The 24,420-nt window shown below is 64.7% G+C and carries 20 protein-coding genes; 14 read left to right on the top strand and 6 right to left on the bottom strand.

Annotation, left to right across the window (positions count from 1 at the left end; genetic code table 11):
- The first annotated feature begins 61 nt into the window (after positions 1-61).
- From nirB to cobA, 4 genes are all read left to right on the top strand, one after another.
- The gene (nirB, locus tag BSY17_RS09680; RefSeq protein ID WP_069065356.1) at positions 62-2,572 is read left to right on the top strand and encodes a nitrite reductase large subunit NirB; all 2,511 of its coding nucleotides are present in this window, start codon (positions 62-64) and stop codon (positions 2,570-2,572) included.
- On the top strand, positions 2,572-2,913 hold the full coding sequence (nirD, locus tag BSY17_RS09675) for a nitrite reductase small subunit NirD (protein WP_037477883.1): 342 nt from the start codon (positions 2,572-2,574) through the stop codon (positions 2,911-2,913). Before nirB ends, nirD begins: the two co-directional genes overlap by 1 nt.
- A gap of 151 nt (positions 2,914-3,064) precedes the next feature.
- Entirely contained in the window at positions 3,065-5,674 is a 2,610-nt protein-coding gene (locus BSY17_RS09670; RefSeq protein ID WP_069065355.1) for a nitrate reductase, read from the top strand.
- Positions 5,661-6,443, top strand: coding sequence for a uroporphyrinogen-III C-methyltransferase (cobA, locus tag BSY17_RS09665; RefSeq protein ID WP_069065354.1), 783 nt, complete (start codon positions 5,661-5,663; stop codon positions 6,441-6,443). Before BSY17_RS09670 ends, cobA begins: the two co-directional genes overlap by 14 nt.
- A 33-nt stretch (positions 6,444-6,476) precedes the next feature.
- On the opposite strand, the gene mobA is transcribed toward cobA, so the two are convergent.
- Positions 6,477-6,998 (bottom strand): molybdenum cofactor guanylyltransferase, encoded by a 522-nt coding sequence (mobA, locus tag BSY17_RS09660; RefSeq protein WP_069065353.1) that lies wholly within the window; start codon positions 6,996-6,998, stop codon positions 6,477-6,479.
- A 45-nt stretch (positions 6,999-7,043) separates the two neighbouring features.
- Here mobA and BSY17_RS09655 point away from each other — a divergent pair, with 45 nt between their 5' ends.
- The 6 genes from BSY17_RS09655 to fdhD all read left to right on the top strand — a co-directional run bounded on the left by BSY17_RS09655 (position 7,044) and on the right by fdhD (position 14,336).
- Complete coding sequence (locus BSY17_RS09655) at positions 7,044-7,946, top strand: LysR family transcriptional regulator (protein WP_069066890.1); 903 nt, start codon at positions 7,044-7,046, stop codon at positions 7,944-7,946.
- A gap of 321 nt (positions 7,947-8,267) precedes the next feature.
- Positions 8,268-8,720, top strand: coding sequence for a formate dehydrogenase subunit gamma (locus BSY17_RS09650; RefSeq protein WP_069065352.1), 453 nt, complete (start codon positions 8,268-8,270; stop codon positions 8,718-8,720).
- Positions 8,717-10,351 carry an NADH-ubiquinone oxidoreductase-F iron-sulfur binding region domain-containing protein gene (locus BSY17_RS09645; protein ID WP_069065351.1) on the top strand — a complete coding sequence of 545 codons (1,635 nt, stop codon included), beginning with the start codon at positions 8,717-8,719 and terminating at the stop codon, positions 10,349-10,351. Before BSY17_RS09650 ends, BSY17_RS09645 begins: the two co-directional genes overlap by 4 nt.
- Positions 10,348-13,194, top strand: a complete 2,847-nt coding sequence (gene fdhF / locus BSY17_RS09640) for a formate dehydrogenase subunit alpha (RefSeq protein WP_069065350.1) — start codon at positions 10,348-10,350, stop codon at positions 13,192-13,194. The genes BSY17_RS09645 and fdhF overlap by 4 nt, the downstream gene beginning before the upstream one ends.
- Positions 13,195-13,204: 10 nt before the next feature.
- Positions 13,205-13,510 (top strand): formate dehydrogenase subunit delta, encoded by a 306-nt coding sequence (locus BSY17_RS09635; RefSeq protein WP_083217100.1) that lies wholly within the window; start codon positions 13,205-13,207, stop codon positions 13,508-13,510.
- Between the two features lie 22 nt (positions 13,511-13,532).
- Positions 13,533-14,336, top strand: coding sequence for a formate dehydrogenase accessory sulfurtransferase FdhD (fdhD, locus tag BSY17_RS09630; protein WP_083217193.1), 804 nt, complete (start codon positions 13,533-13,535; stop codon positions 14,334-14,336).
- Between the two features lie 110 nt (positions 14,337-14,446).
- Here the strand turns inward: fdhD and BSY17_RS09625 are convergent, their stop codons facing one another.
- Entirely contained in the window at positions 14,447-14,863 is a 417-nt protein-coding gene (locus BSY17_RS09625; protein ID WP_069065348.1) for a GtrA family protein, read from the bottom strand.
- Between the two features lie 46 nt (positions 14,864-14,909).
- On the opposite strand from BSY17_RS09625, the gene BSY17_RS09620 reads away from it, so the two are divergent.
- A complete protein-coding gene (locus tag BSY17_RS09620; protein ID WP_069065347.1) occupies positions 14,910-16,808 on the top strand; it encodes a hypothetical protein in 1,899 nt (632 codons plus the stop codon).
- On the opposite strand, the gene BSY17_RS09615 is transcribed toward BSY17_RS09620, so the two are convergent.
- Positions 16,770-17,228, bottom strand: coding sequence for a nucleoside deaminase (locus tag BSY17_RS09615; RefSeq protein ID WP_069065346.1), 459 nt, complete (start codon positions 17,226-17,228; stop codon positions 16,770-16,772). The genes BSY17_RS09620 and BSY17_RS09615 overlap by 39 nt on opposite strands.
- A gap of 40 nt (positions 17,229-17,268) precedes the next feature.
- Positions 17,269-17,490, bottom strand: coding sequence for a hypothetical protein (locus BSY17_RS09610; protein ID WP_043151936.1), 222 nt, complete (start codon positions 17,488-17,490; stop codon positions 17,269-17,271).
- Between the two features lie 142 nt (positions 17,491-17,632).
- On the opposite strand from BSY17_RS09610, the gene rpmB reads away from it, so the two are divergent.
- Positions 17,633-17,926 (top strand): 50S ribosomal protein L28, encoded by a 294-nt coding sequence (rpmB, locus tag BSY17_RS09605; protein ID WP_037474916.1) that lies wholly within the window; start codon positions 17,633-17,635, stop codon positions 17,924-17,926.
- A 104-nt stretch (positions 17,927-18,030) separates the two neighbouring features.
- Here the strand turns inward: rpmB and rsgA are convergent, their stop codons facing one another.
- Entirely contained in the window at positions 18,031-19,056 is a 1,026-nt protein-coding gene (rsgA, locus tag BSY17_RS09600) for a ribosome small subunit-dependent GTPase A (protein WP_237236491.1), read from the bottom strand.
- Positions 19,057-19,178: 122 nt separating this feature from the next.
- Positions 19,179-19,841 (bottom strand): GntR family transcriptional regulator, encoded by a 663-nt coding sequence (locus BSY17_RS09595; protein ID WP_076605482.1) that lies wholly within the window; start codon positions 19,839-19,841, stop codon positions 19,179-19,181.
- Positions 19,842-19,951: 110 nt separating this feature from the next.
- On the opposite strand from BSY17_RS09595, the gene BSY17_RS09590 reads away from it, so the two are divergent.
- Both BSY17_RS09590 and BSY17_RS09585 read left to right on the top strand, forming a co-directional pair.
- On the top strand, positions 19,952-21,676 hold the full coding sequence (locus BSY17_RS09590) for a CocE/NonD family hydrolase (RefSeq protein ID WP_069065344.1): 1,725 nt from the start codon (positions 19,952-19,954) through the stop codon (positions 21,674-21,676).
- A 48-nt stretch (positions 21,677-21,724) separates the two neighbouring features.
- Positions 21,725-24,406, top strand: a complete 2,682-nt coding sequence (locus BSY17_RS09585) for a TonB-dependent receptor domain-containing protein (protein ID WP_083217099.1) — start codon at positions 21,725-21,727, stop codon at positions 24,404-24,406.
- The last annotated feature ends 14 nt before the right edge of the window (positions 24,407-24,420 follow it).

The following is a 24,420-nucleotide window of genomic DNA, read 5'->3' as shown; positions in this document are numbered from 1 at the left end:
TGACTTCCGGTTCTCACCGGGGGTCAGGATGGCGGCTTTTTTGTTTTCTGGAGTCACGAATATGGAATTTCAGATCGGAACGGCGCCGATGGCAGGCAGCGAGGCGACGATCCCTGTCCCTGCCGATGAGGGGCGCGACCATCTGGTCGTGATCGGCAACGGCATGGCCGGGTGCCGCGCGGTCGAGGAATTGCTGGCGCGTGATGCGGGGCGCTATCGCGTGACCATCTTCGGCGCGGAACCGCATGTAAATTATAACCGCATCATGCTGTCCCCGGTGCTGGCGGGCGAAAAGACGTTCGATGAGATCATCATCAATGACCGCGCCTGGTATGCGGACAATCGCATCGAGCTGATCGTAGCCGATCAGGTTGTCGCGATCGACCGGACGGCCAAGACCGTCACGAGCCAGTCGGGCCGCACCGTCGCCTATGACAAGCTGTTGATCGCGACCGGCTCCGACCCGTTCATCATCCCGGTGCCGGGCAAGGATCTGCCGGGCGTCATCAGCTTTCGCGACATGAAGGATGTCGATGCGATGCTGGACGCGGCCAATCGCGGCGGGGACGCGGTGGTGATCGGCGGCGGGTTGCTGGGGCTGGAAGCGGCGCATGGCCTGACGCTGCGCGGCATGAAGGTTACGGTGCTGCACATCATGCCGACGCTGATGGAACGGCAATTGGATGAGGCGGCCGGCTGGCTGCTCAAGAGCGCGCTCGAAGCGCGCGGCCAGACGATCTTGACCGGGGCCGACACGGCGGAAATCTGCGGCGATGGCAAGGTCGAGGGCGTGCGGTTGAAGGACGGCACGCTGATCCCCGCCAGCCTGGTGGTGATGGCGGTGGGCATCCGCCCCTGCGTCGCGCTGGCGCGGGCGGCGGGGTTGGACATCGGGCGCGGGATCAAGGTGGACGACCATATGGTCACCAGCGATCCCGATGTGCTGGCGGTCGGCGAATGCGTCGAGCATGACGGCAATGTCTATGGGCTGGTCGCGCCGCTGTGGGACATGTGTCGCAGCCTGGCCGATGGCCTGACCGACCGGCATACGGGGTATAAGGGTTCGGTGACATCGACCAAGTTGAAGGTCGCCGGGTTGGACGTCTTTTCCGCCGGTGACTTTTCGGGCGGCGAGGGGTGCGAGGACATCGTCCTGCGCGATGCATCGCGCGGCGTGTATAAACGGGTCGTGGTGAAGGAGGATCGCGTCATCGGCGCGGTGCTCTATGGCGATACCGCCGATGGCGGCTGGTATTTCGACTTGTTGAAACGCGGCGAGAATGTCGCCGATATTCGCGACCTTCTCATCTTTGGCCAAGCCTTCGCCTCTGGAGGGGGCGCGCTGGACCCTAAGGCGGCCGTTGCAGCGCTCTCGGACGATGCCGAGATTTGCGGCTGCAACGGCGTATCCAAGGGCCAGGTGGTTGCCTGCATCAACGCAGGCGCATGCAGCCTGGACGCGGTTCGGGCCGGGTGCAAGGCGTCGGCGAGCTGCGGTTCCTGCACCGGGCTGGTCGAAACTATCCTGGCGTTGACGCTGGGGGAGGATGTCCAGTCCGGGCCGAAGACGATGTGCAAATGCACCAGCTTTGGCCATGACGATGTACGGCGCGAAATCGTGGCGCAGGGCATGACGTCGATCCCCGAAGTGATGCAGAAGCTGCATTGGTCCACGCCCGACGGCTGTTCTTCCTGCCGTCCCGCGCTCAATTATTATCTGCTCTGCGCGCTGCCCGGTGCCTATGTCGATGACCAGCAGAGCCGCTTCGTCAATGAACGGATGCACGCCAACATCCAGAAGGACGGCACCTATTCGGTGGTGCCGCGCATGTGGGGCGGGCTGACCAATCCGCGCGAATTGCGCGCGATCGCCGACGTGGTCGAGAAGTTCAACGCGCCGATGGTCAAGGTCACTGGCGGCCAGCGGCTCGATATTTTCGGGATCAAGAAGGAGGATTTGCCCGCCGTCTGGGCGGACCTGAATGCAGCGGGGATGGTATCGGGCCATGCCTATGGCAAGTCGCTGCGCACGGTGAAGACCTGCGTCGGGTCCGAATGGTGCCGCTTCGGTACGCAGGACAGCACGGGGCTTGGCGTCAAGGCCGAGCGGATGACCTGGGGATCGTGGATGCCGCACAAGTTCAAGATCGCGGTGTCGGGCTGCCCGCGCAATTGCGCCGAAGCCACGATCAAGGATTTCGGCATCGTCTGCGTCGACAGCGGCTATGAGCTGCATGTCGGCGGCAATGGCGGCATCCATGTTCGCGTCACCGACCTGCTGTGCAAGGTGGCGACCGAGCAGGAGGCGCTCGATTATTGCGCCGCCTTTACCCAGCTTTACCGTGAAGAGGCCCGCTATCTGGAGCGCACCGCGCCGTGGATCGAGCGGGTCGGGGTCGATTATGTGAAGGCGCGCATCGTCGAGGATGATGCAGGCCGCGAAGCGCTGCGGGCGCGCTTCCTCTTTTCGCAGCAGTTTATGCAGGACGATCCCTGGGCGGAGCGCGCCGCGGGCCAGCATGCCGAACTGCATCAGCATATCGCGCAAGTGCGCCCGTTGGAGACCGTATGATGACCGGAGACTGGCTCGATATCGGTTCGGTGGATCAGATCACGCCGGGCAATGCCCGCACCCTGCCAGTGCTGGGCGGCGAGGAGATCGCGATCTTCCGCACGACGAGCGGCGATTTCCATGCCCTCGTCAATCGCTGCCCGCACAAACATGGACCGCTCAGCCAAGGGATCGTCCATGGCGGGGTCGTCACCTGCCCGCTGCACAATTGGAACATCTCGCTCAAGACTGGCGAGGCGTTGGGCGAGGATAAGGGATGCGTGCCGGTGATCCCGCTCAAGGTCGATGCCGGGCGCATCTTCCTGCTGCGCGATGCCGTCATCGGGAAGCGCGCGGCGTGAGTATCCTCCCCGGCACGGGGAGGGGGACCGCCGGCGAAGCCGGTGGTGGAGGGGGGTGGCCGCTAGGTGCGACCTCTCCTTCCGCTGCGCCTGACGCTCGCCCCCTCCACCAGCCTACGGCTGGTCCCCCTCCCCGTACCGGGGAGGATTTATGACGAACCCCATCCGCACGACCTGCGCCTATTGCGGTGTCGGTTGCGGTATCTCCGCGACGCCGACCGGGCCGCGTGCCGTCACGATCGCGGGGGATGCGGCGCATCCGGCCAATGGCGGCAAGCTTTGTTCCAAGGGCACGCATCTGGGCGAGACGGTCGGGCTGGAAGGGCGGCTGCTTCATCCGATGATCGGCGACAAGCGGGCAAGCTGGGACAAGGCGCTGGACCTTGTGGCCAAGCGCTTTCGCGAGACAATCGCCAAGCATGGGCCGGACAGCGTCGCCTTCTACGTCTCAGGCCAGTTGCTGACCGAAGATTATTATGTCGCCAACAAGCTGATGAAGGGCTTTATCGGGTCGGCCAATATCGACACCAACAGCCGCCTGTGCATGTCGAGCGCGGTGGCCGGGCATATGCGCGCGTTCGGCGAGGATGTGGTGCCCGCGAGCTATGACGATCTGGACGAGGCAGACTTGATTGTCCTCGTTGGCTCCAACACCGCCTGGTGCCATCCGGTCGTCTATCAGCGGATACAGGCGGCGCGGGCAGCGCGTGGCACCAAGCTGGTGGTGATCGACCCGCGGCGCACCGAAAGCTGCGAAGGGGCGGACCTGCATCTTGCCTTGAAGCCCGGCAGCGACGTGGCGCTGATGAACGGGTTGCTGGCCTGGATGGATCAGGCCGGGCAACTGGATGCGGACTTTCTGCGCGATAGCGTTGCTGCGCCCGATGGTTTCTGGGACGCGATCCGAGACGGTAATGACCTTTGGACCACGGCCAGGGCGTGCGACTTGCCGCCTGCCGAATTGCAGCAATTTTACGAGATGTTCGCCGCGACCCCGCGCACCGTCACGCTGTTCAGCCAGGGAATCAACCAGTCGATCCGCGGCACCGATCAGGTCAATGCGATCATCAATGTCCACCTCGCCACCGGCCGCATCGGCAAGCCGGGCGCTGCGCCTTTTTCGATCACCGGCCAGCCCAATGCCATGGGCGGGCGCGAGGTTGGCGGGCTGGCGACGACGCTGGCGGCGCATATGGATTTCGCGCCCGACAATGTCGCGCGGGTCGGGCGCTTCTGGGCCGCGCCGAATGTCGCGACCAAGCCGGGGCTGAAGGCCGTCGACCTGTTCCGCGCGATCGACGAGGGGCGGATCAAGGCGCTGTGGGTGATGGCGACCAACCCCGCCGTCTCGATGCCCGATGCGGGGCGCGTGCGCGCGGGGCTGGAAGCCTGCCCGTTCGTGGTCGTGTCGGATGTGATGGCGACCACCGACACCGCCGTTCACGCCCATGTGCGGCTGCCCGCCGCTGCCTGGGGCGAGAAGGACGGGACCGTCACCAACTCCGACCGGACGATCAGCCGCCAGCGGGCGCTGCTGCCGCTGCCCGGTGAGGCCAAGCCCGACTGGTGGATCGTCACGCAGGTCGCGCGGCGGATGGGGTGGCGCAATGCCTTCACCTATGACCGGCCCGCCGACATCTGGCGCGAACATGCGCGACTGACCGCCTATCAGAATGATGGCGCGCGGCTGCTCAATCTGCGCGCGCAGGCGACGATCGGCAATGACGCCTATGAAGCGATGGAACCGTTCCGCTGGGGCGGCATGCCCTTTGCTGATGGCCGGTTTCCAACGCCCGATGGCAAGGCGCGGTTGGTGCCGGTGACGCAGATGGCGTTGCAGGGGCCGCTGCGCGACTGGCCGATGACGCTCAACACCGGGCGCTATCGCGATCAATGGCATACGATGACGCGCACCGGCCTGTCGCCCAAACTGGCGCGCCATCGCGAGGAGCCCTTGGTCGAACTGCATCCGCGCGACGCGACGGCGTTGGGCATTGCGGATGGCGATCTGGCGCGGGTGTCGACGGCGCAGGGCGAGAGCCTCTTCCGCGCGCGGATCAGCGAGGGTCAGCGCCGCGGCGAGATATTCACGCCGATTCACTGGACCGACCAGCAATCGAGCGGCGGCCGCACCGGCCTGTTGCCGCGCCCGCTGGTCGATCCCCATTCGGGGCAGCCGGGGTTCAAATCCACGCCCGTTCGGGTCGAAAAGATTGCTACCGAATGGAAAGGCTTTCTCATCCTGCGCGGGGCTGACCCGGTGCGCGTCCCGTGCCTCTGGGCCACCCGCATCACCGTGCCGGGCGGCGCGCTTTATGAAGTGGCGGGCAATGGCGATCCGGCGCGGCTGGAAGCCTGCCTGCCCAAGGGCGAAAGGGTCGAGGCGATCGACCAGACGCGCGGTACCCGCCGCGTCGCGATCATCCGCGAAGGGAAGCTCGCGGGCGTGCTGATCGTGACGCGTAGCGGCCTGTTGCCAACGCGCGACTGGCTGATCGGGCAACTCGCGGTCGAGGGCGTGGGCGCGTCCGTGCTGGCCGCGCGGGGACCAGGCAGCCAGCCCGACAAAGGCGCGGTGGTGTGCGTCTGCTTCGACATCGGCCTCAACCAGATCGTCGCGGCGATCCGCGACCAGCAGCTGGTCGATGTGCCCGCGATCGGCGCGGCGATCGGTGCGGGGAGCAATTGCGGGTCATGCCGTCCAGCGCTCACCAATATTCTAACCCAAACCTCGCAGGAGACGTTGCATGCAGCCGAATGACCTGATCGCGCCGGGTGACGTCTGGCTGGTGGGGGCGGGGCCGGGCGACCCGGACCTGCTGACGCGCAAGGCGGAAAAGCTGATCGGCGCGGCGGACATCGTCTTCTACGATGCGCTGGTGGGACCGGGCGTGCTGGATCTGATCCCCGCTGGTGTCGAACGGGTGAGTGTCGGGAAGCGGTCCGGGCGGCACAGCAAGCAGCAGGGGAGCATCAACGACCTGCTGCTGGCGGCGGCGCGGGCGGGCAAGCGCGTCGTGCGGCTGAAAGGCGGCGATCCGTCGATCTTCGGCCGGTCGGCGGAGGAGATGGCGCACCTGGGCGAGGGCGGCGTGCGGGTGCGGATCTGCCCCGGTATCACCACCGCCAGCGCGGCGGCGGCGAGCGGCCATGCCTCGCTCACCCTGCGCGGCAAGGCGCGCGGGCTGACGCTGGTGACGGCGCATTTGAAGGCAGGCGAACCGTTGAAGCTCGACTGGGCCGCGCTGGCGCAACCGGGCGGGACGATCGGCATCTATATGGGCCGGGCGGCGGCGGGCGAGATTGCCCGGTCGTTGATCGCAGCGGGGCGCGACCCGGAAACGCCGGTGATGGTCGCGGTCAATGTCTCGCTGCCGAGCGAAAGGCTGATCCGGGGGAAGCTGTCGGCGCTGGCCTTTCTGGTGGCGACGATCAGCGACGAAGACCCGACCTTGTTGCTGATCGGGGAGGCCGTGGCGGGGACAGGGCTGTTGGCGGAGATTGCGGCGAGCGTGGCTTTGCCAGCTTAACTCCCTTCGCTCGAAACGAACGGGCGTTGAGCGTTACAACCCCTCCAGATCCTCTGGCCGGTTGATGTTGGGCAACACCAGCCCCGGTATCTCCACCACCCGTGCGCCGATGCGGTCGAGCCAGCCATGGATGGAGCGGTTATTCGCTTCGGCCAGATGCGCGTCGAGCGTAGGCGCAAGGGTGGCGGGCCACCAGCCGAGCAGTTGCTGGCCCTTGAGAATCGCGGCGTCCTCGCCGATCAGCGCGGCGGACAACTCTGCCGGATAAAGCGGCATGTCGCAGCCGGTGGTCAGGACGCCATCAAAACCATGGGCAAGCGCATGATGGAGCGCCGCGTTAAGCCCGCCCAATGGTCCCATGTCCGGCGCTGGCCGATCAGGCAGGCCGCCCGCGCGCCCGCAAATCACCACCTGCGCGACATGGGGCGCTAAGCCTGCCATCGCATGGTCGATTAGGGTGCGGCCATCGGGCATCTGCGCCAGCGCCTTGTCACTGCCGAAGCGGCTGGAACGCCCCCCCGCCAGTACCGCGCCCAATATCCGTCCTGCCGCCATAGCGCTTCCTTGATAGCTTCGCTCTATAAAGCCTATAGCAAAGCGATGCAGACCCGGCTTGTCGAATATTTTCTGGCGCTGGAGCGCGAAGGCCATTTCGCGCGGGCGGCGGCGCTATGCCATGTGTCGCAGCCCACGCTGTCGGCGGGGATCGCGACGCTGGAGGCGCAATTGGGCAAGCGTCTCATCCGCCGTGACCGCAAATATGGCGGGTTGACGCCGGAGGGGGAGGCGATCTTGCCCTGGGCGCGGCAATTGGTGGCGGCGGCCGAGGCGCTGGGGCAGGCGGCGGAAACCGCGCGCGGGCCGTTGCGGGGCGAACTGCGGCTGGGCGCGATCCCCGCCGCCATGCCCGCCATCGGTTGCCTGGCGACAGCGATGCTGGAACGCTATCCGGGGCTGAACATTTCGGTACGGGCGCTGACCTCGCGCCAGATCGAGCGCGAGTTGGCGGCGTTCGAGCTGGACGCAGGGCTGACCTATCTCGATTTCGAGCCGCCCGCCCATGCGCTGTCGGTGCCTCTCTATGCCGAGCGGGCGATGCTGGTAAGCGCGGTGGGCGGCGTGCCGATCCCCGCCGTCATCGACTGGGCGGATCTCGCCGGCCTGCCGCTCTGCCTGCTGCATCAGGGGATGCAGAACCGGCGGATATTGGATGCACGGCTCGCCGAGCGCGGGCTGGCGCTGCGGCCGCTGGTGACCGCGGACAGCTATGTTGCGCTGCTGGGGTTGGTGCAGCAGGGGCGACTCTGCTCGATCATCCCCGACAGCCATGCCGCCTTGCTGGACGGGCTGCGCTGGGCGCACACCACGCCGCTGCCCGATATGGGGGAGGGCAGCCGGGTCGGCGTCATCGTATCCGACAGCGCGCCGATGGGGCCATTGGCGCAAGCGGTGCTGGCCGTCGCGCGGGAACTGCGCCTGCCGCCGGGCTTTACGACGATTTAGGGCAAAAATATCCTCCCCTGTAAGGGGATCGTTGCGAAACATCGGCAACCCCTTAATTCATCGTCAACCCCGCGGAAGCGGGAATCTATCTCCCACCTTATCGTCTTGATGTTACGTCCGGAGATGGATCCCCGCCTTCGCGGGGATGACGAAATTTGGAGATGATGCGAACTTAGTAATATCACCGGCCGGGGAGGGATCACTGCAAAATTTCCGATTCTGATAGACAATCTCTATTAAGCATCGCTGGCTTCGATTTGACCGACGCGCCCCGCCGCCGCATTATGGCGCAAAATTGCGGCCATAGGGCAGGGTATCGGGATGGACGAGTTTATCGAAGGCTGGACGGCGCAGCATGGCGCGACGCGCGACCAGTTGCTGCCGTTGCTCCATGCCGTGCAGGAAGAGGCCGGGCATGTCGATGATGCGGTCGTGCCGGTCATCGCCAAAGCGCTGAACCTGTCGCGTGCCGATGTGCATGGCGTCGTCACCTTCTATCATGATTTCCGCCGCACGCCGCAGGGTCGCCATGTCGTGAAACTGTGCCGCGCCGAAAGCTGCCAGGCGCGCGGCGGTGCGGCGATCGAGGCGGCGGCGGCGCAGCGGCTGGGCGTGGCGATGGGGCAGACGCGCGGCGATGGCGCGGTCAGTCTGGAGCCGGTCTATTGCCTTGGGCTTTGCGCGATCGGGCCGAATGCGCTGGTGAATGGTCGCCCGGTGGCGCGGATTGATGGCGCGGCGCTGGAGCGGATCGCGGCGGAGGTTGCGGCATGAAAATCTATGTGAGCCGCGACATGGCCTCGGTCGCGCTGGGCGCGGATGATGTGGCGCACGCCTTTGCGGAGGCCGGATGCGACGTGATCCGCACCGGATCGCGCGGGCTGTTCAGTATCGAACCGCTGGTCGAGGTCGAGATGGCTGACGGCCGGATCGCCTATGGCCCGGTCTGGCCGGGCGATGTGGCGGCGGTGCTGGATGGCAGCCACGTCAACCGGCTGGGGCGCATCGACGCGCTGCCCTTCTTTGCCGGGCAGCAACGCTTCACCTTTGCCCGCTGCGGCGTGATCGATCCGGTATGTCTGGAAGATTATGCCGCCACAGGCGGATGGAAAGGCCTGAACGCGGCGCGCGCGCTTGCTCCGCAGGCGGTGGTCGATGTGGTCAAAGCGTCGGGTCTGCGCGGGCGCGGCGGCGCGGGTTTCCCGACCGGCATCAAGTGGCAGACGGTGCTGGATGCGCCTGCTGGCGACAAATTCATCGTCTGCAACGCGGACGAAGGCGACAGCGGCACCTTCGCTGATCGGATGCTGATGGAGGGCGACCCCTATTGCCTGATCGAGGGCATGGCGATCGCCGCCCATGCCGTCGGCGCGCACCATGGCTATATCTATATCCGCTCCGAATATCCGTTCGCGATCTACACGATGCGGCTGGCGATCGAACGCGCGGCGCAGCGGATCGCGCCCTTCACGCTGGAAGTGCGCGAAGGGGCCGGGGCTTATGTCTGCGGCGAGGAAACGGCTTTGCTCGATTCGATCGAGGGCAAGCGCGGCCAAGTGCGCGCCAAGCCGCCCTTGCCCGCGCTCAAAGGGTTGTTCGGCCAGCCGACCGTCATCAACAATGTGCTCAGCCTCGCCGCCGTGCCGTTCATCTTGGCGGAAGGGGCGGAGGCCTATGCGGGCGTCGGCTTTGGTCGGTCGCGCGGCACGATGCCGGTGCAACTGGCGGGCAATGTTCGGCATGGGGGCCTCTATGAGATCGGCTTTGGCATCACGCTGGGCGAGTTGGTGAACGATATTGGCGGTGGCACGGCGAGCGGTCGTCCGGTCCGCGCGGTGCAGGTGGGCGGGCCGCTCGGCGCTTATTTCCCGCCCAGCATGTTCCATCTGCCGTTCGATTATGAAGCTTTTGCAGCAGCGGGTGGCCTTATCGGCCATGCCGGGATCACCGTGTTCGACGACAGCGTCGACATGGCGCATATGGCACGCTTCGCGATGGAATTTTGCGCGGTGGAAAGCTGCGGCAAATGCACGCCCTGCCGGATCGGATCGACGCGCGGGGTGGAGATTGTCGATCGGATCATGGTGGCGCGACCATCCTCTCAATCCGTTCGGGCTGAGCCTGTCGAAGCCCTGTCCTTTTCTTCAAGAAAGGAAGGCCCTTCGACAGGCTCAGGGCGAACGGGGGAGGGGTATATCGATAAAGCCCTTTATTCCCGTTCCCCATCCCGCATCGACACCTCCCTCGACGCGCAATCCGACCTGCTGCGCGACTTGTGCGACACGATGAAATATGGCTCGCTCTGCGCGCTGGGCGGCTTCACTCCCTATCCTGTGCTGAGTGCGCTCGACTATTTTCCAGAGGATTTCGGGCTGGCCAAGTCCGTTCAGGAGGCTGCGGAATGACCTACACCCGCGAAACCGACCATGGCACCCCGGCGGCCATCGCCACCAGCAAGTCCGTCACCCTGACCATCGATGGCCAGGCCGTGACCCTGCCCGAAGGCACCAGCATCATGCGCGCCGCCTCCCTGCTGGGCGGCTCCATCCCCAAACTCTGCGCAACCGACAATGTCGAAAGTTTCGGCTCCTGCCGCCTCTGCCTGGTCGAAGTGGAGGGCCGCAACGGCTATCCCGCCTCCTGCACCACGCCGGTCGCCGAGGGCATGGTGGTCCGCACCCAGACCGAGCGCCTGAAAAAGCTGCGCCGCGGGGTCATGGAACTCTACATCTCCGACCATCCGCTCGATTGCCTGACCTGCGGCGCGAATGGCGATTGCGAATTGCAGGATCAGGCCGGGGCGGTCGGCCTGCGCGAGGTGCGCTATGGCTATGACGGCGCGACCAATATGGGCCAGGCGAAGGACCAGTCGAACCCCTATTTCGATTTCGATCCCAGCAAATGCATCGTCTGCTCCCGCTGCGTGCGCGCCTGCGACGAAGTGCAAGGGACGTTCGCACTGACGATCGAGGGCATGGGGTTCGACTCCAAGGTCGCCGCGTCGCAGGGCGAGGATTTTTTCGGCTCCGAATGCGTGTCCTGTGGCGCCTGCGTTCAGGCCTGCCCGACCGCCTCGCTGATCGAGAAGAAGGTGGTGGAGGTCGGCACGCCCGACCGCGCCATCGTCACCACCTGCGCCTATTGCGGCGTAGGCTGTACCTTCCGTGCGGAAATGCGGGGCGAGGAACTGGTGCGGATGGTGCCGTGGAAGGACGGCAAGGCCAATCGCGGCCATAGCTGCGTCAAGGGGCGCTTCGCCTGGGGCTATGCCCAGCATCAGGACCGCATCCTCAACCCCATGATCCGCGCCTCGGTCAGCGAACCCTGGCGCGAAGTGTCGTGGGACGAGGCCATCGCCCATACCGCCAGCGAATTTCGCCGCATCCAGGCGAAGTACGGCACCCGCTCCATCGGCGGCATCACGTCCAGCCGCTGTACCAACGAAGAAACCTTTCTGGTTCAAAAGCTGATCCGCCAGGGCTTCGGCAATAATAATGTCGATACCTGCGCGCGGGTCTGCCACTCGCCGACCGGCTATGGCCTCAGCAAGACCTTCGGCACCTCGGCAGGCACGCAGGATTTCGACAGCGTGATGCAGGCGGACGTGATCCTGGTGATCGGCGCCAATCCCACGGACGGCCACCCTGTATTCGCGAGCCGCATGAAGAAGCGGCTACGGCAGGGCGCGAAGCTGATCGTCATGGACCCGCGCCGCACCGATCTGGTGAAATCTCCCCATGTCGAGGCGGATCATCATCTGCCGCTGCGGCCCGGCACCAATGTCGCGATGCTGACGGCGATGGCGCATGTGATCGTCACCGAGAAATTGTACAACGAAGCGTTCATCCGTGAACGCTGCGACTGGGATGAATTTGCCGACTGGGCCGAGTTCGTCTCGCAACCCGCCCGCTCGCCCGAAGCGATCGAGCCGCTGACCGGCGTGAAGGCGGACGAGGTGCGCGCCGCCGCCCGCCTCTATGCCACCGGCGGCAACGGTGCCATTTACTATGGCCTTGGCGTCACCGAACATAGCCAGGGCAGTTCGACCGTCATGGCGATCGCCAACCTCGCCATGGCGACCGGCAATGTCGGGCGCGAAGGCGTAGGTGTGAACCCGCTGCGCGGCCAGAATAATGTCCAGGGTGCCTGCGACATGGGCAGCTTCCCGCATGAATTTTCGGGCTACCGTCATGTCTCCGACACCGCGACGCGCAGCCTGTTCGAACGGGCCTGGGGCGTGTCACTCGATGCCGAGCCCGGCCTGCGCATCCCCAACATGCTCGACGCCGCGACCGACGGGACGTTCAAGGGTCTGTTCGTGCAGGGCGAGGATATTCTCCAGTCCGACCCCAACACCCATCATGTCGCGGCGGGCCTCGCGGCGATGGAATGCGTGGTGGTGCAGGATCTGTTCCTCAACGAAACCGCCAATTACGCGCATATCTTCCTGCCCGGATCGACCTTCCTGGAGAAGGACGGCACCTTCACCAATGCCGAACGCCGCATCCAGCGGGTGCGCAAGGTGATGGCCCCGCTCAACGGCCATGCCGATTGGGAGATCGTGCAACTGGTCGCCAACGCCATGGGCCTCAACTGGACCTACAGCCATCCGTCGGAAATCATGGACGAGATTGCGGCGCTCACCCCGACCTTTGCGGGCGTCCATTATGACCGGCTGGAAGCGGAAGGATCGCTGCAATGGCCCGCCAATGACGCAGCGCCCGACGGCACGCCGACCATGCATGCCGATGGCTTCGTGCGCGGCAAGGGCAAGTTCGTCGTCACCGACTATGTGCCCACCGACGAAAAGACCGGCCCGCGCTTCCCGCTGCTGCTGACCACCGGGCGCATATTGTCGCACTATAATGTCGGCGCGCAGACGCGGCGGACGGCCAACACTGCCTGGCACCCGGAAGACAGGCTGGAAATCCATCCGTCCGACGCGGATAATCGCGGCCTCAAGGATGGCGACTGGGTGACGTTGCGCAGCCGGGCGGGAGAAACGACATTGCGCGCGCAAGTGGCCGAGCGCGTCGCGCCGGGCGTCGTCTACACGACCTTCCACCACCCGGAAACGCAGGCGAACGTCATTACCACCGACTATAGCGACTGGGCCACCAACTGCCCCGAATATAAGGTGACGGCGGTGCAGGTGATGCCATCCAATGGCCCCAGCGACTGGCAGCAGGATTATGCCAGCCAGGCGCATAGGAGCCGTCGCATCGCGCCGCTGGAAGCGGCGGAATAGGACCAGGCCGATGAGCGACGAACCCCAGATCATGTCCACCGCCGATCGGCTGGTCTATATGGCGCATCAGATCGCCCGCAATCTGGCGACGATGGGCGAGGCCAAGGCGACCGAAACCCTGGCCGAGCATCTGGCGAGCTTCTGGGATCCCCGGATGAAAGAGCGGATCATCGCCATGGCGCGGGACGAGCCTGATCGCTTTTCGCCTGTCGTCGCGGCGGCCGTCGCCCGGCTTGCAGGCGGCAGGCCAGTGCCGCAGGACCAGGCGACGCCGTTCAACGCGGTGAATGAAGCCGGGCATTGCGACGCGGGTTGACCATCGCTACCCTCACCCGATGATGGACAGGCCAGCCGACCATGGGACGATGCGGTTCGACCGGCTGACGCCCGATGGCGCGACGCAGCCGATCGATCGCGCGCTGGCGCAGGAAGTCCCGGTCGCGATCGAGTTGAGCGGCATCGGCTATGCGGTGCTGATGGCGACACCCGCGGACATTGATGACCTGGTGCTGGGCTTTGCCCTGGCCGAACGGTTGATCGAGCCGGGCGACGGGGCGTTCGCTGTCGATGTCCATGCAACGCTGCAGGGACTGGTGGCGCGCGCCACCCTGCCGCCCGAACGGGTCGAACGGCTGCTGAACCGGGTGCGGCATCGCGCGTCGGATTCGTCCTGCGGCCTGTGCGGCATCGAAAATCTGGAACAGGCGATCCGGCCGCTGCCACCCGTCACGGCGCAGGGAAGGGCCGACCGGGCGGCGATCTTCCGCGCACTGGCGGCGCTGGGCGATCATCAGCCGTTGAATGCCGCGACGGGCGCGGTCCATGCCGCCGCTTGGGTCAGCGCGGACGGCGCGATCCGGCTGGTGCGCGAGGATGTCGGGCGCCACAATGCGTTCGACAAGCTGATCGGCGCGATGGCGCGCAGGGGGGCGGACTGGGACGGCGGCTTCGCTTTGCTATCGTCACGCTGTTCCTATGAACTGGTGGAAAAGGCAGTGCTGGCCAACTGCCCCCTGCTCGTCACCATTTCCGCCCCGACGCAACTGGCGGCGGACCGCGCGGCCGCAGCGGGCCTGCCACTGGTCGTCCTGGCGCGCGCCGATGCGGTGCTGGCGTGTGGCTCCAAAAATCCTCCCCTGTAAGGGGAGGTGGCTGGCCGTAGGCCAGACGGAGGGGTGTCGCCCCATCGATAGGGCGATACCCCTCCACCGCCTTCGGCGGTCCCCCTCCCCTTACAGGGGAGGATTACCGATCACCGAAACACCCACTGCCGATTAAGCACGAATACCAAGGCCGGTGTAACGAACAGCATCGCCGGGATCGGCGACCAGGCGGGCCAGCCTATATGGGTGACGCACAGCCACACCCACAGCGCGTTGAGCGCATAGCTGACCAGCGACACGGCAATGAACTTCGCCCCGCGCGCCGCATGGCCGTCATTCGCCCCCTGACCGCGAAAGGTGAAGGCGCTGTGCGCGATATAGCCGATGACGACCGCCGCGCCATAGCCGATCAGATTGGCGATCTGGACATGCAGCCCGGCATAGGTGGCAAGGGCCCAGTAGATCGCGGCCTGGCAGGCAGTGACGAACAGGCCGGTGACGCCATAGCGCAGGATCTGCCAGAACAGCGCCCGGTGCTGCGGCGACACGCGTTGCGCGAATTTCATGGCTGGCCCCCGTTGCGCTTTGATGCGCAGCCTCTAATCCACGGGCATGACCTTGCATAGCGGCGAAACCCTGCGCGCCCGCGCCTGCCACATCGCGGCCTTCCTGTCCGTCCATGGCGCACGCCATTGGAAATGGCTGACCTTTCTGATCTGGATCGCCATTGCGGTGACGATGGTGGCGACGCGCTGGTCCGCCATTCACTGGCTGGTGCTGGGCGATACCGACGACAATATCCGCTATGTCCAGGTCAAGGACTGGCTGGCGGGGCAGGGCTGGTACGACCTGCGCCAATATCGGCTCGACCCGCCGGGCGGGGCGAATATCCACTGGTCGCGGCTGGTCGATTTGCCGCTCGCCGGACTGATGCTGTTCTTCCGCGCCTTCGTCGATCAGGGCATGGCCGATCGGCTGGCCTGCGGGGTCGCACCCTTGCTGCCGCTGTTGCTGCTGATGCTCAGCCTCGGCTTCATCGGGCGGCGGCTGGCGGGGCCGAATGGCTGGCTGCTCGCCGTGCTGGCGCCCCTGGCGGCGCAAATGGGCTTTGGCATGTATGCGCCGATGCGGATCGACCATCATGGCTGGCAATTGGCGCTGGCGCTGACCATGCTGGCCGGGGTGATCGACACCAACCGGCTGCGCGGCGGCATCATGGCCGGGGTCAGCAGCGCGCTGTCGATCGCGATCGGTATGGAGATGATCGTCTATCTGGCGGCGGGCGGCGGGCTGATCGCGCTGCGCTGGGTATTTCGCGACGGTGCCGAGCGGCGGATGCTGCCCTATGCGCTCAGCCTCGGTGGCGCGACCTCGCTCTGCTATCTGGTGTTCGCCAGCACCGCCAATCGGGAGCAGGTCTGCGACGCACTCTCGCCGATCTGGGTCGCGGTATTCGGCGCGGCATCGGCGGGCATGGTGCTGCTGGCGCTCGCCCCCTTGCGCGGCTGGATGGCGCGGCTGGGTGCAGGCGTCATCGTGGGCGGCGCAGTGGCGATCTTCTTCTGGCTCAACTGGCCCCAATGCCTCAGTCCTTATCAGATTTCGCCCGAACTGGAGCGGCTGTGGCTCGCCAACATCCGCGAGGCCAAGCCGATCACCGCGCAGGCCCAGTCGATGGTGGTGCCGTTACTGGCGATTCCGCTCGCCGGGCTCGTCGGGCTGCTCTGGGCCTTGTGGGATGCGCGGCGCGACGCTGAGCGGCTCTGGGCCTGGGCCACCGTGGGGCTGATGATGGTCTTCGCCATCGCTTTGCTCTTCTGGCAGCTGCGCGCGGGGCCAGCCGCGCAATTGCTGGCGATCCCGCCTGCCGCCTGGGCCGCGCATCGTCTGGTCGTCGTCATCCTCACTGGATCACGCCGGGCCAGGATTGCGGGCGGGGCAGGGGTGGCGTTGCTCGTAGCGATCGCCTGCGCCTATCCGCTCTATCCGCAGGCGTTGAAACTCTATCAACAGGCGACCGGTAAGACGCCGCGTCCCTGGCGCCCGTCCGCCGTGGCGCGCAACGATGCGATCAAGAAAGCGAACGGGCGCTGCCGGACCCAGCCTGCGCTCGCGGTGCTGGATCAACTCCCGCCCGCGACCATCTTCACCATGGTCGATCTGGGGCCGCGCCTGATCGCGACCACACATCATAGCGCGCTCACCGGACCCTATCACCGCAACGGCGCGACGATCCTCGACATCCACCACGCTTTCGACGGCCCGGCGCGCGACTTCCGCGCTATCGCGGCGAAGCATCATGCGACCTATCTGCTGGTCTGCCCCTGGTTTCCCGAAGGCACCATCTATCAGTCGCGCAATCCCACGGGCTTCTATGCCGACCTGATGCGCGACAAATTGCCCGACTGGCTGGTGCCGGTCACGCTCAACACGGGCATGACCTTGCCCTATCAGCTCTACCGCATCGACTATTCAGCGCCGGGCGGCGAAAAAGTCCCGCAACAGCGCTGAGGCTTCCGCCTCGGCCAAGCCGCCATAGACGTCCGGGCGGTGCAGGCATTGCGGCTGAGCGAAGAGGCGCGGCCCTTGCTCGATCGCGCCGCCCTTGGGATCGCCCACCGCATAATAGAGCCGGGCGATTCGCGCGTGGGAGATTGCCCCCGCACACATCGGGCAGGGCTCCAGCGTCACCCACAGGTCGCAGCCGGTCAGGCGAAAGTCATTCAGATACGCCGCCGCCGCCCGCATCGCCACGATTTCGGCATGGGCGGTCGGATCGCAATCGCGCCGATTGCGATTCTCGCCCTCACCGATGATCGCGCCATCCCTGGTCACGACGGCGCCGATCGGCACTTCACCCGCCGCCTCGGCCAAACGGGCAAGATCGAGCGCACGGCGCATCGGGGCGGGCAAGGGAAAGGGCGGAGCCATGGCTCCGCCCGTTACAGGATCAGGCAGGGGAGGGGAAGAATCAGGGCTTCTTGACGTCTACCGTGGGCACTTCGACGGTTTCGGTGCGGCTGCCGACATCGACCTTGGCGACATTGGCCTCATATTTGGGCAGCGTGCCTTCCTTGACCGCGATCTGCGGCAATTGCCCGTCACGCGTCTTTTGCAGGTCGATAAAGCCCGTGGCGATGCCTCCGGCCAGGACCAGCAGGATAATGACGAGTAGACCACCAATGAATCGCATTTCGACCTCCCTTAGGATAACAACGGCTCAACGCAGGCCTCACCCAAAGGGTTGCATCCAACGCGCGCGGGTTGACGGGAGCCACGAATCCCATTATCGGCGCGACTTTCCGAACGAACCCGAATTACAAGGTTGATTGACTATGTCGCGCATTTGCGAGCTGACCGGCAAGGGTCGCCAGGTGGGTCACAATGTTTCCCACGCCAATAACAAGACCAAGCGGGTGTTCCTGCCCAATCTGCAGAATGTTTCGCTGATCTCCGAAACGCTGGAATCCAGCTTCAAGCTGCGCGTGTCGACCCATGGTCTGCGTTCGGTCGAACATAATGGCGGCCTGGACAACTGGCTGGTCAAGACCAGCGACGACAAGCTGTCGCTCAAGGCCCGTCGCCTCAAGCGCGATATCGTCAAGAAGCAGGCTGCCACCGCCGCCTGATTTCTATCGATTCGTTTCGGCATAAGAAGCGGCCCCGCAACGGGCCGCTTTTTTGCGTGATGGACTTTCGGCCTACGATCACCTGATGGTTGAGGGCGGACCGATCACTTTTTTTTGCCCGCGCCCCGGCCCGCGATACGGTCGAGGGCGCGGCGTTCGGCTTGGCTTGCGCTATTGTAGGTCTCTTCGCTCGCCAATTTGCGCCAGCGCTCCAGACGCGTGCGCTCAAGCTGTCCGCTGGCGATAGCGGTCTGAACCGCACAGCCTGGTTCGACATCATGGGTGCAGTCGGAAAAGCGGCAATGGTCCGCCATATCGACGATGTCGTCGAAAACCTCCGCAATGCCGGTTCCCGCATCGACCAATTGCAATTCCCGCATGCCAGGCGTGTCGAGTAACCAGCCGCCACCTTCCAGCCGGTGCATCTCGCGTACTGTGGTCGTGTGCCGCCCTGTATCATCGCCCTTGCGGATGGCCTGCGTCGCTATGCTATCGGAACCGCGAAGGCTGTTCACCAGCGTCGATTTGCCGACGCCCGATGACCCCAGAAGGGCGACCGTCTGGCCCTTTCCACACCATCTGGAAAGACGCGCGACACTGTCCCGATCCCGCCCGTCAATGGCCTCGATCGCCAACCCCGGCTGCAAATCTCGAACCGCGGCCACGAAAGAGTCTGGCGTATCCGTCAGGTCGATCTTGGTGAGAATAACGACCGGTTGCACGCCGACCTCCCGTGCCAACACGAGATAGCGTTCCAGCCGCGGGGCGCTGAAATCTTGATTGCAAGAAGCAACGACGAATAGCGTATCGACGTTCGCCGCGATCAATTGCGTCCTTTTATCGTGGCCGGCCGCGCGCCGTTTGAACAGGTTTGCGCGTTGCAGGACATGTTTGATCTCAAACGTGGCATTGTCGATCAGCAACCAGTCGCCGACCGTGGGATGTTCTTCGGCGATCGTGGCATCGGCGATATGGGGTGAGATCAGCCGCGTCGTTCGCTCACCGGCCACCGCGATCTTGCCGCGATGAACGGCCATGACTCGGACGGGATGGCATCCCGCAGCCTCATGGGCCGCCATCTGCGCGCTGAAAAAGGACCGCCATCCAAGCTCTTCCAAAGTCTCAGTCATTATGTCCACATATCCATCGCGCCGTTCCTGGCTTTTAATTCCCATGGGCTGTGCGCGGCTACCAAAACAAGATGTTTAAAATAACGCCGTCTCCGTCGCGCATGGTGGAGGCCGTCGAACGATCAGCCGTAAAATTCGCTCTCGATCTTTGAAAGCGTGTCGAAGCCATCGGCGATATGGCCACGCATGGCGGCTTCGGCGCCTTCCGCATCGCCCGCCAACAGCAAGGCGACCATCTTCTTGTGATCGGCGTTTGCGGTGCGCAGGCGGCTTTCGTCGTAGAAGCTTTCGAACAATAGCCGGTGGATGGGGACGTTCAGGCGCTTGAGCAATTCGGCGATGACGCTGTTGCCGGACCCCTGCACGATGATCCGATGCCATTCGAGATTCAACCGGCCAAAGCGGTCGGGCGCGCGATCGATCACGCACTGGTCCAGTTGGTCCTGCACCGCGCATAGTTGGCGCTTGTCTTCGTCCGAGGCATGGCGCGCAAAATCCGCAGCGCAGATGCCTTCCAACGCGATGCGGGCGCGATAGATTTGCGCGACTTCCTCTAGGCCCGTGCTCTTGACGGAAGCACCGCGGAACTCCTCGATCTGGACGAGGCCCTCTCCCTCCAGACGTTGCAGCGCCTCGCGCACCTTTGACCGGCTGGCCCCAGTCTGGCGGATGATGTCGACCTCCACGAGCCGCTGTCCCGGCGAAAAACGCCCGTTTCTGATGCGGTTGCGGACCCAGTCCGCCACTTCCACGCCCGTTGGCGCGCGTTTTTCCATACCGTCCATGGGCAGATAGTCTCGCCATCGGACAATATTGTCAACAATATTGTCAGCGAGTTTTTGGTTGCATCGGCCTGTCTGATCGCTGATGAAATTGTCAACAATAGGAGAGAGCGATGCAGGCGGCGCGATCGATCGCAATGCTGGCGGCCTTGGGGGTCGCCATGCCGGGGCTGGCCAGGGACTATGCCGATGTACAGCGCAGTTCGGTCTATGTGCCGGTGCGCGATGGCACGAAGCTGGCCGTCAACCTGTATCGCCCTAGCGACAAGGACAAGGTCGCGGCCGAAAAGTTGCCGGTGATCTTCGTCTTCACCCCCTACCGGGCACGGTTTCGGGACAAGGATGGCGCGATCAAGGAAGTCGCCCTGGACGACCGGCTGGCATTACGGTCGTTGATCAAGGCGGGCTATGTCGTCGCTGTCGCGGATATTCGCGGCAAGGGCGCGTCCTTTGGTCGCCGTCACGGCTTTCAGGACAGGACCGAAGCGCGTGACGGCCATGATCTGGTCGAATGGCTGGCGCGGCAGCCCTTTTCCAGCGGCAAGGTCGGCATGATCGGTTGCTCCTATCTGGGCGGCACCACCTTTCACACCGCCACCACCGCGCCGCCGTCGCTCAAGGCGGTGTTCGTCGGCGCGTCCGACCTCGACAAATATGCTTTCGTTCGGCGCGGCGGGATCACGGCACAATTCAACACTCGGCCGGACGAGCCGCTGAGCGACGATCTGGCGAGCCTGCCGGTCGATGGCGACCGCGACGGCGCGCAATTGCAGGCGGCGGTGCAGCAACATGCGAAGAACACGCCGATGGCGGCGCTATGGTATGGCATGCCGTATCGCGACAGCGTGTCGCCGCTGACCGGCAACGCCTTCTGGGAAGAGGTCGGCGTCTATCGCTATCTCGATGCGATCCGGCAGGCGGGGATCGCCACCTATTTCTGGAGTAACTGGCAGGACGAGCCAACCGCCCAGTCGATCCTGAGCGCAGCGAACATGGCGGGATCGAAGTTCCTGGCCGGGCCGGGCAGCCATTGCGTGCCGCCGCCGGGGTTCGACTTTACCGGGGAGGTCGTGCGCTATTTCGACCATCATCTTAAAGGCGTCGCCAATGGCATCGCCGCCGAACCGCGCGCAACCTATTGGGTCGAGGGGCTGGACGGCAAGGGCGGCTATGTGCGGTCCAACGCCTTACCGGGCGAGACCGCCAAGCCGATCCGCTGGTTTTTCGACGCAGGGCGGAGCGGCACGGCCCGGTCGGTCAATGACGGACAACTGGGCACCCAGACGGGCAAGACAGGTACAGACCGGTTTACCGTGCGCTACGACCTGCCGCCCGCCGACTATTTCGCCTTCTGGGCCAAGCCGATGGACGACAAGGGCCTGAGCTATACCAGCGCGCCCTTGGTCAAGGCGACCAAACTGATCGGCTATCCGGTTGTGCGGTTACGCGTTTCGGCGGACAAGCCCGACGCCAATATCTTTGCCTATCTCGACCAGGTGGCCGCCGATGGCACGACGGAAGTCGTCGCCTTCGGGCGACTGGCCCTGTCGCACCGCAAGACGGGCAAGCCACCCTATGAGACGATGGGCCTGCCCTGGCATTCTGGTTTGCGCGCTGATGTCGCGCCATTGCCGCCGGGGCAGCAGGCGGACCTGGCGATCGACCTGACGCCGGTGTCGCGGGTCGTGCCGGCAGGGGCGCGGCTGCGCGTGACGATCGCGGGTGCAGACCCGCGCCAGCGCAACCTCAAAGATATCGAACAGAAACCCGCACCGGTCATCACCGTGCAGCGGGGCGGAACGAGGGCATCGTGGATCGAACTGCCGATCGCGGATTGAACGACGGCGCAATGATAATGGCCGCGCAACGCGGCGAGGGAGGATGGCATGAACAGGAATCGTAAAGGTGGGATCAGCCTGCGGGCCGCTTTGCAGATCGGCTGCTGCGGGATCGCTGTAGGTCTATCAGCTGTGGCGGCAGCGCAGGAGGAGGCGAGCACCGCCGACATCGTCGTCACCGGCAGCCGCGTGCGTGGCGCGGCCCCCGTCGGCTCCACCGTCACAACGCTCGGCCGCGCCGAAATGGAAGCGTCCAGCGCCGTCACGGTCGATCGCATGATCAAGGAAATTCCGCAGGTCTTTGACCTTGGCGTGTCGGAAAATTCACGCGGCCAATCGGGCGGCAGCGGCAACATCACCTATGGCAACTCGGTCAATCTGCGCGGCATCGGCCCCTATGCCACGCTTGTCATCATCGACGGTCATCGCGTGACCAACAACAGCCGGTCGATCGACCCTTCGGTCCTGCCTTCTCTGGGTGTTGAGCGGATCGAGGTCGTGGCGGATGGCGCATCGGCCGTCTATGGGTCGGATGCCGTGGCTGGCGTGGTCAACCTGATCCCGCGCCGGTCGCTGGACGGGGGCGAAGTCTTTGCCCGGTCGGGCATCGCCTCACGCGGCGATTTTCATGAAACGACGCTGGGCGCGGCCATCGGCAAGGTGTTCGACCGCGGGCAGATCATGGTCGCCTATGAGCATGTCGAACGATCAAACCTGAGCGGCGATGACCGGTCCTTCTTCACCAGTGACCAGCGGGCGTCAGGCGGCGGCGATTACCGGATCGCGCGCTGCGCACCCGGCAACATCAATGCCAATGGCACCACCTATGCCATTCCGACAGGTGGCGTGACGCAGGCCAATGCGGGATCGCTGGCGGCAGGGACGATCAACCGGTGCGATGAGCTGGCCAATCAGGATTTGATGCCGGAACAGAATTATGACTCGGTCAACAGCACGGGCCGGTTCGAATTTAACGATTGGCTGAGCGTCTTCTATGATGGCTTTTACTCCAAACGGAACTTCTATCGCCAGTCGGCCTATTCCAACGCCCGGCTGACCGTGCCGCAGACCAATGCCTTTTTCGTGCGGCCCGCAGGCTTTACCGGCACCAGCTATACGCTCGATTATAATTTCCGCGATGACGTGCCGACCAATGACAGTTTCGGATCGGCCGAAAGCTGGCAGATCACGCCCGGCGTGCGCGCCAAGCTGCCCCATGATTGGGAAGCCGAAGCCTTGTTCGGCTATGGCAAGACCAATGATTTTTCCGGTTCCTATCATGGCATCAACAATGCAGCGCTCAACGCGGCACTGGCGAGCAGCGATCCTGCGACGGCGTTCGATCCCTATGGGCTGGGACGCACCAGCGAGACGCTATTGGCGACGATCGCCAACCAGATATTCCTCGCCCCCACCAATGGTCGCCTGAAAACCTATGAGGCCCGGCTCAACGGACCGCTCTTCACCCTGCCCGGCGGCGCGGTGAAGCTGGCGACGGGCTATGAACGGCAGGATTTCACCGTTGCCCTGGGGTCTGCGCGAGGCGCGCCGACCAACCCGATCACCTTCCGCCATTTCGGCCGCAAGGTGGATTCGGTCTATGGCGAACTCTACATCCCCATCTTCGGCGCGGACAATGCGATGCCGGGGTTCGAGCGGCTGGAACTGAACGCGGCGGTGCGCCACGACAAATATAGCGACGTCGGATCGACCACCAACCCCAAATTCGGCATCAATTGGCAACCCGTGCGCTGGGCCAAGCTACGCGCCAGTTACGGCACATCCTTCCGCGCGCCGACGATCCCGGAAATCTATGGCAATTCCAACAATATCTTCGGCCAGAGCTACCAGAATCCGGCCGGTGGCGCGCCGCTGCAGGGCTATGCTCTGTCCGGTCCCAATCTGGACCTGAAACCCGAAACGGCAACGACCTGGTCGATCGGTGCGGACTTTGATCCTCTGCCCAACCTGCGTTTCGGCATCACCTATTGGGACGTTAAATATGAAAATCAGGTACTCGCCAATCTGTCGAACCTGACCATCCTCGGCAATGAAGCGGAATATGCCGGGACCGACATCATCCTGCGCGGGGCGGCCGCGGCGGCGCGGGTACAGGAATTGCTGGCGCAGGGCGTGGCGCTGGCAGGCGGCTCCTTCCCCGGCGGCGATCCGGCGAACGTCACGCTGTTCGTCGACGGGCGCAGCCAGAATCTGGGCGTATCGGTGACGCGCGGTATCGATTTTACCGGCACCTGGAACACCCGGCTGGGCGCGAAGGACGCGTTGACGGTCAATATATCCGGAACCTATCTGACCAAATATAATGTCGCCGTGACGCCTGCGGCGCCTCTGGTCGATCGGCGCAATGTCATCTTCAACCCGTTGAAGCTGAAAGCGCGCGCAAGCGTGACATGGGATCATGGTCCGTTCAGCGCACGAGTGCTGGCGACCCATGTCGGAGGCTATCGCAACAATCTGTCGAGGCCGGTGCAATCGGTAAAAAGCTATACGCCGGTCGATCTGACGCTGAACTGGAAGGTTGGCGATCAACAGGCTGACGGCTTCTTCGAAAAGGGACTCGTGCTGGGGCTGGAGGTGCGCAACATGTTCGATATCGCGCCGCCCTATGTCAACCTGGCGCCCAATGGCAATGGTGGCGGCGGCTATGACGCGACGGCGAGCGACCCGATCGGGCGGCTGTTCGCGGTCAGCGTGCGCAAGTCCTTCTGACACGGAGCGGATGA

This window comes from Sphingobium sp. RAC03 (genome assembly GCF_001713415.1).
Classification (GTDB): Bacteria; Pseudomonadota; Alphaproteobacteria; order Sphingomonadales; family Sphingomonadaceae; genus Sphingobium.
The sequence above is the reverse complement of the archived record's forward strand: the minus strand, read 5'-3'. Positions and strand labels throughout refer to the sequence as shown.

Excerpts from the sequence above, each read along its gene's own strand:
- mobA (WP_069065353.1), bottom strand. The coding sequence starts at position 6,998 with ATGGCGGCAGGACGGATATTGGGCGCGGTACTGGCGGGGGGGCGTTCC.
- BSY17_RS09620 (WP_069065347.1), top strand. The coding sequence starts at position 14,910 with ATGACCTTGCATAGCGGCGAAACCCTGCGCGCCCGCGCCTGCCACATC.
- BSY17_RS09595 (WP_076605482.1), bottom strand. The coding sequence starts at position 19,841 with ATGGACGGTATGGAAAAACGCGCGCCAACGGGCGTGGAAGTGGCGGAC.
- nirD (WP_037477883.1), top strand. The coding sequence starts at position 2,572 with ATGACCGGAGACTGGCTCGATATCGGTTCGGTGGATCAGATCACGCCG.
- BSY17_RS09650 (WP_069065352.1), top strand. The coding sequence starts at position 8,268 with ATGGACGAGTTTATCGAAGGCTGGACGGCGCAGCATGGCGCGACGCGC.
- fdhD (WP_083217193.1), top strand. The coding sequence starts at position 13,533 with ATGGACAGGCCAGCCGACCATGGGACGATGCGGTTCGACCGGCTGACG.
- BSY17_RS09585 (WP_083217099.1), top strand. The coding sequence starts at position 21,725 with ATGAACAGGAATCGTAAAGGTGGGATCAGCCTGCGGGCCGCTTTGCAG.
- BSY17_RS09670 (WP_069065355.1), top strand. The coding sequence starts at position 3,065 with ATGACGAACCCCATCCGCACGACCTGCGCCTATTGCGGTGTCGGTTGC.
- BSY17_RS09615 (WP_069065346.1), bottom strand. The coding sequence starts at position 17,228 with ATGGCTCCGCCCTTTCCCTTGCCCGCCCCGATGCGCCGTGCGCTCGAT.
- BSY17_RS09625 (WP_069065348.1), bottom strand. The coding sequence starts at position 14,863 with ATGAAATTCGCGCAACGCGTGTCGCCGCAGCACCGGGCGCTGTTCTGG.
- nirB (WP_069065356.1), top strand. The coding sequence starts at position 62 with ATGGAATTTCAGATCGGAACGGCGCCGATGGCAGGCAGCGAGGCGACG.
- rsgA (WP_237236491.1), bottom strand. The coding sequence starts at position 19,056 with ATGACTGAGACTTTGGAAGAGCTTGGATGGCGGTCCTTTTTCAGCGCG.
- BSY17_RS09590 (WP_069065344.1), top strand. The coding sequence starts at position 19,952 with ATGCAGGCGGCGCGATCGATCGCAATGCTGGCGGCCTTGGGGGTCGCC.
- BSY17_RS09645 (WP_069065351.1), top strand. The coding sequence starts at position 8,717 with ATGAAAATCTATGTGAGCCGCGACATGGCCTCGGTCGCGCTGGGCGCG.
- BSY17_RS09635 (WP_083217100.1), top strand. The coding sequence starts at position 13,205 with ATGAGCGACGAACCCCAGATCATGTCCACCGCCGATCGGCTGGTCTAT.
- fdhF (WP_069065350.1), top strand. The coding sequence starts at position 10,348 with ATGACCTACACCCGCGAAACCGACCATGGCACCCCGGCGGCCATCGCC.
- BSY17_RS09655 (WP_069066890.1), top strand. The coding sequence starts at position 7,044 with ATGCAGACCCGGCTTGTCGAATATTTTCTGGCGCTGGAGCGCGAAGGC.
- rpmB (WP_037474916.1), top strand. The coding sequence starts at position 17,633 with ATGTCGCGCATTTGCGAGCTGACCGGCAAGGGTCGCCAGGTGGGTCAC.
- cobA (WP_069065354.1), top strand. The coding sequence starts at position 5,661 with ATGCAGCCGAATGACCTGATCGCGCCGGGTGACGTCTGGCTGGTGGGG.
- BSY17_RS09610 (WP_043151936.1), bottom strand. The coding sequence starts at position 17,490 with ATGCGATTCATTGGTGGTCTACTCGTCATTATCCTGCTGGTCCTGGCC.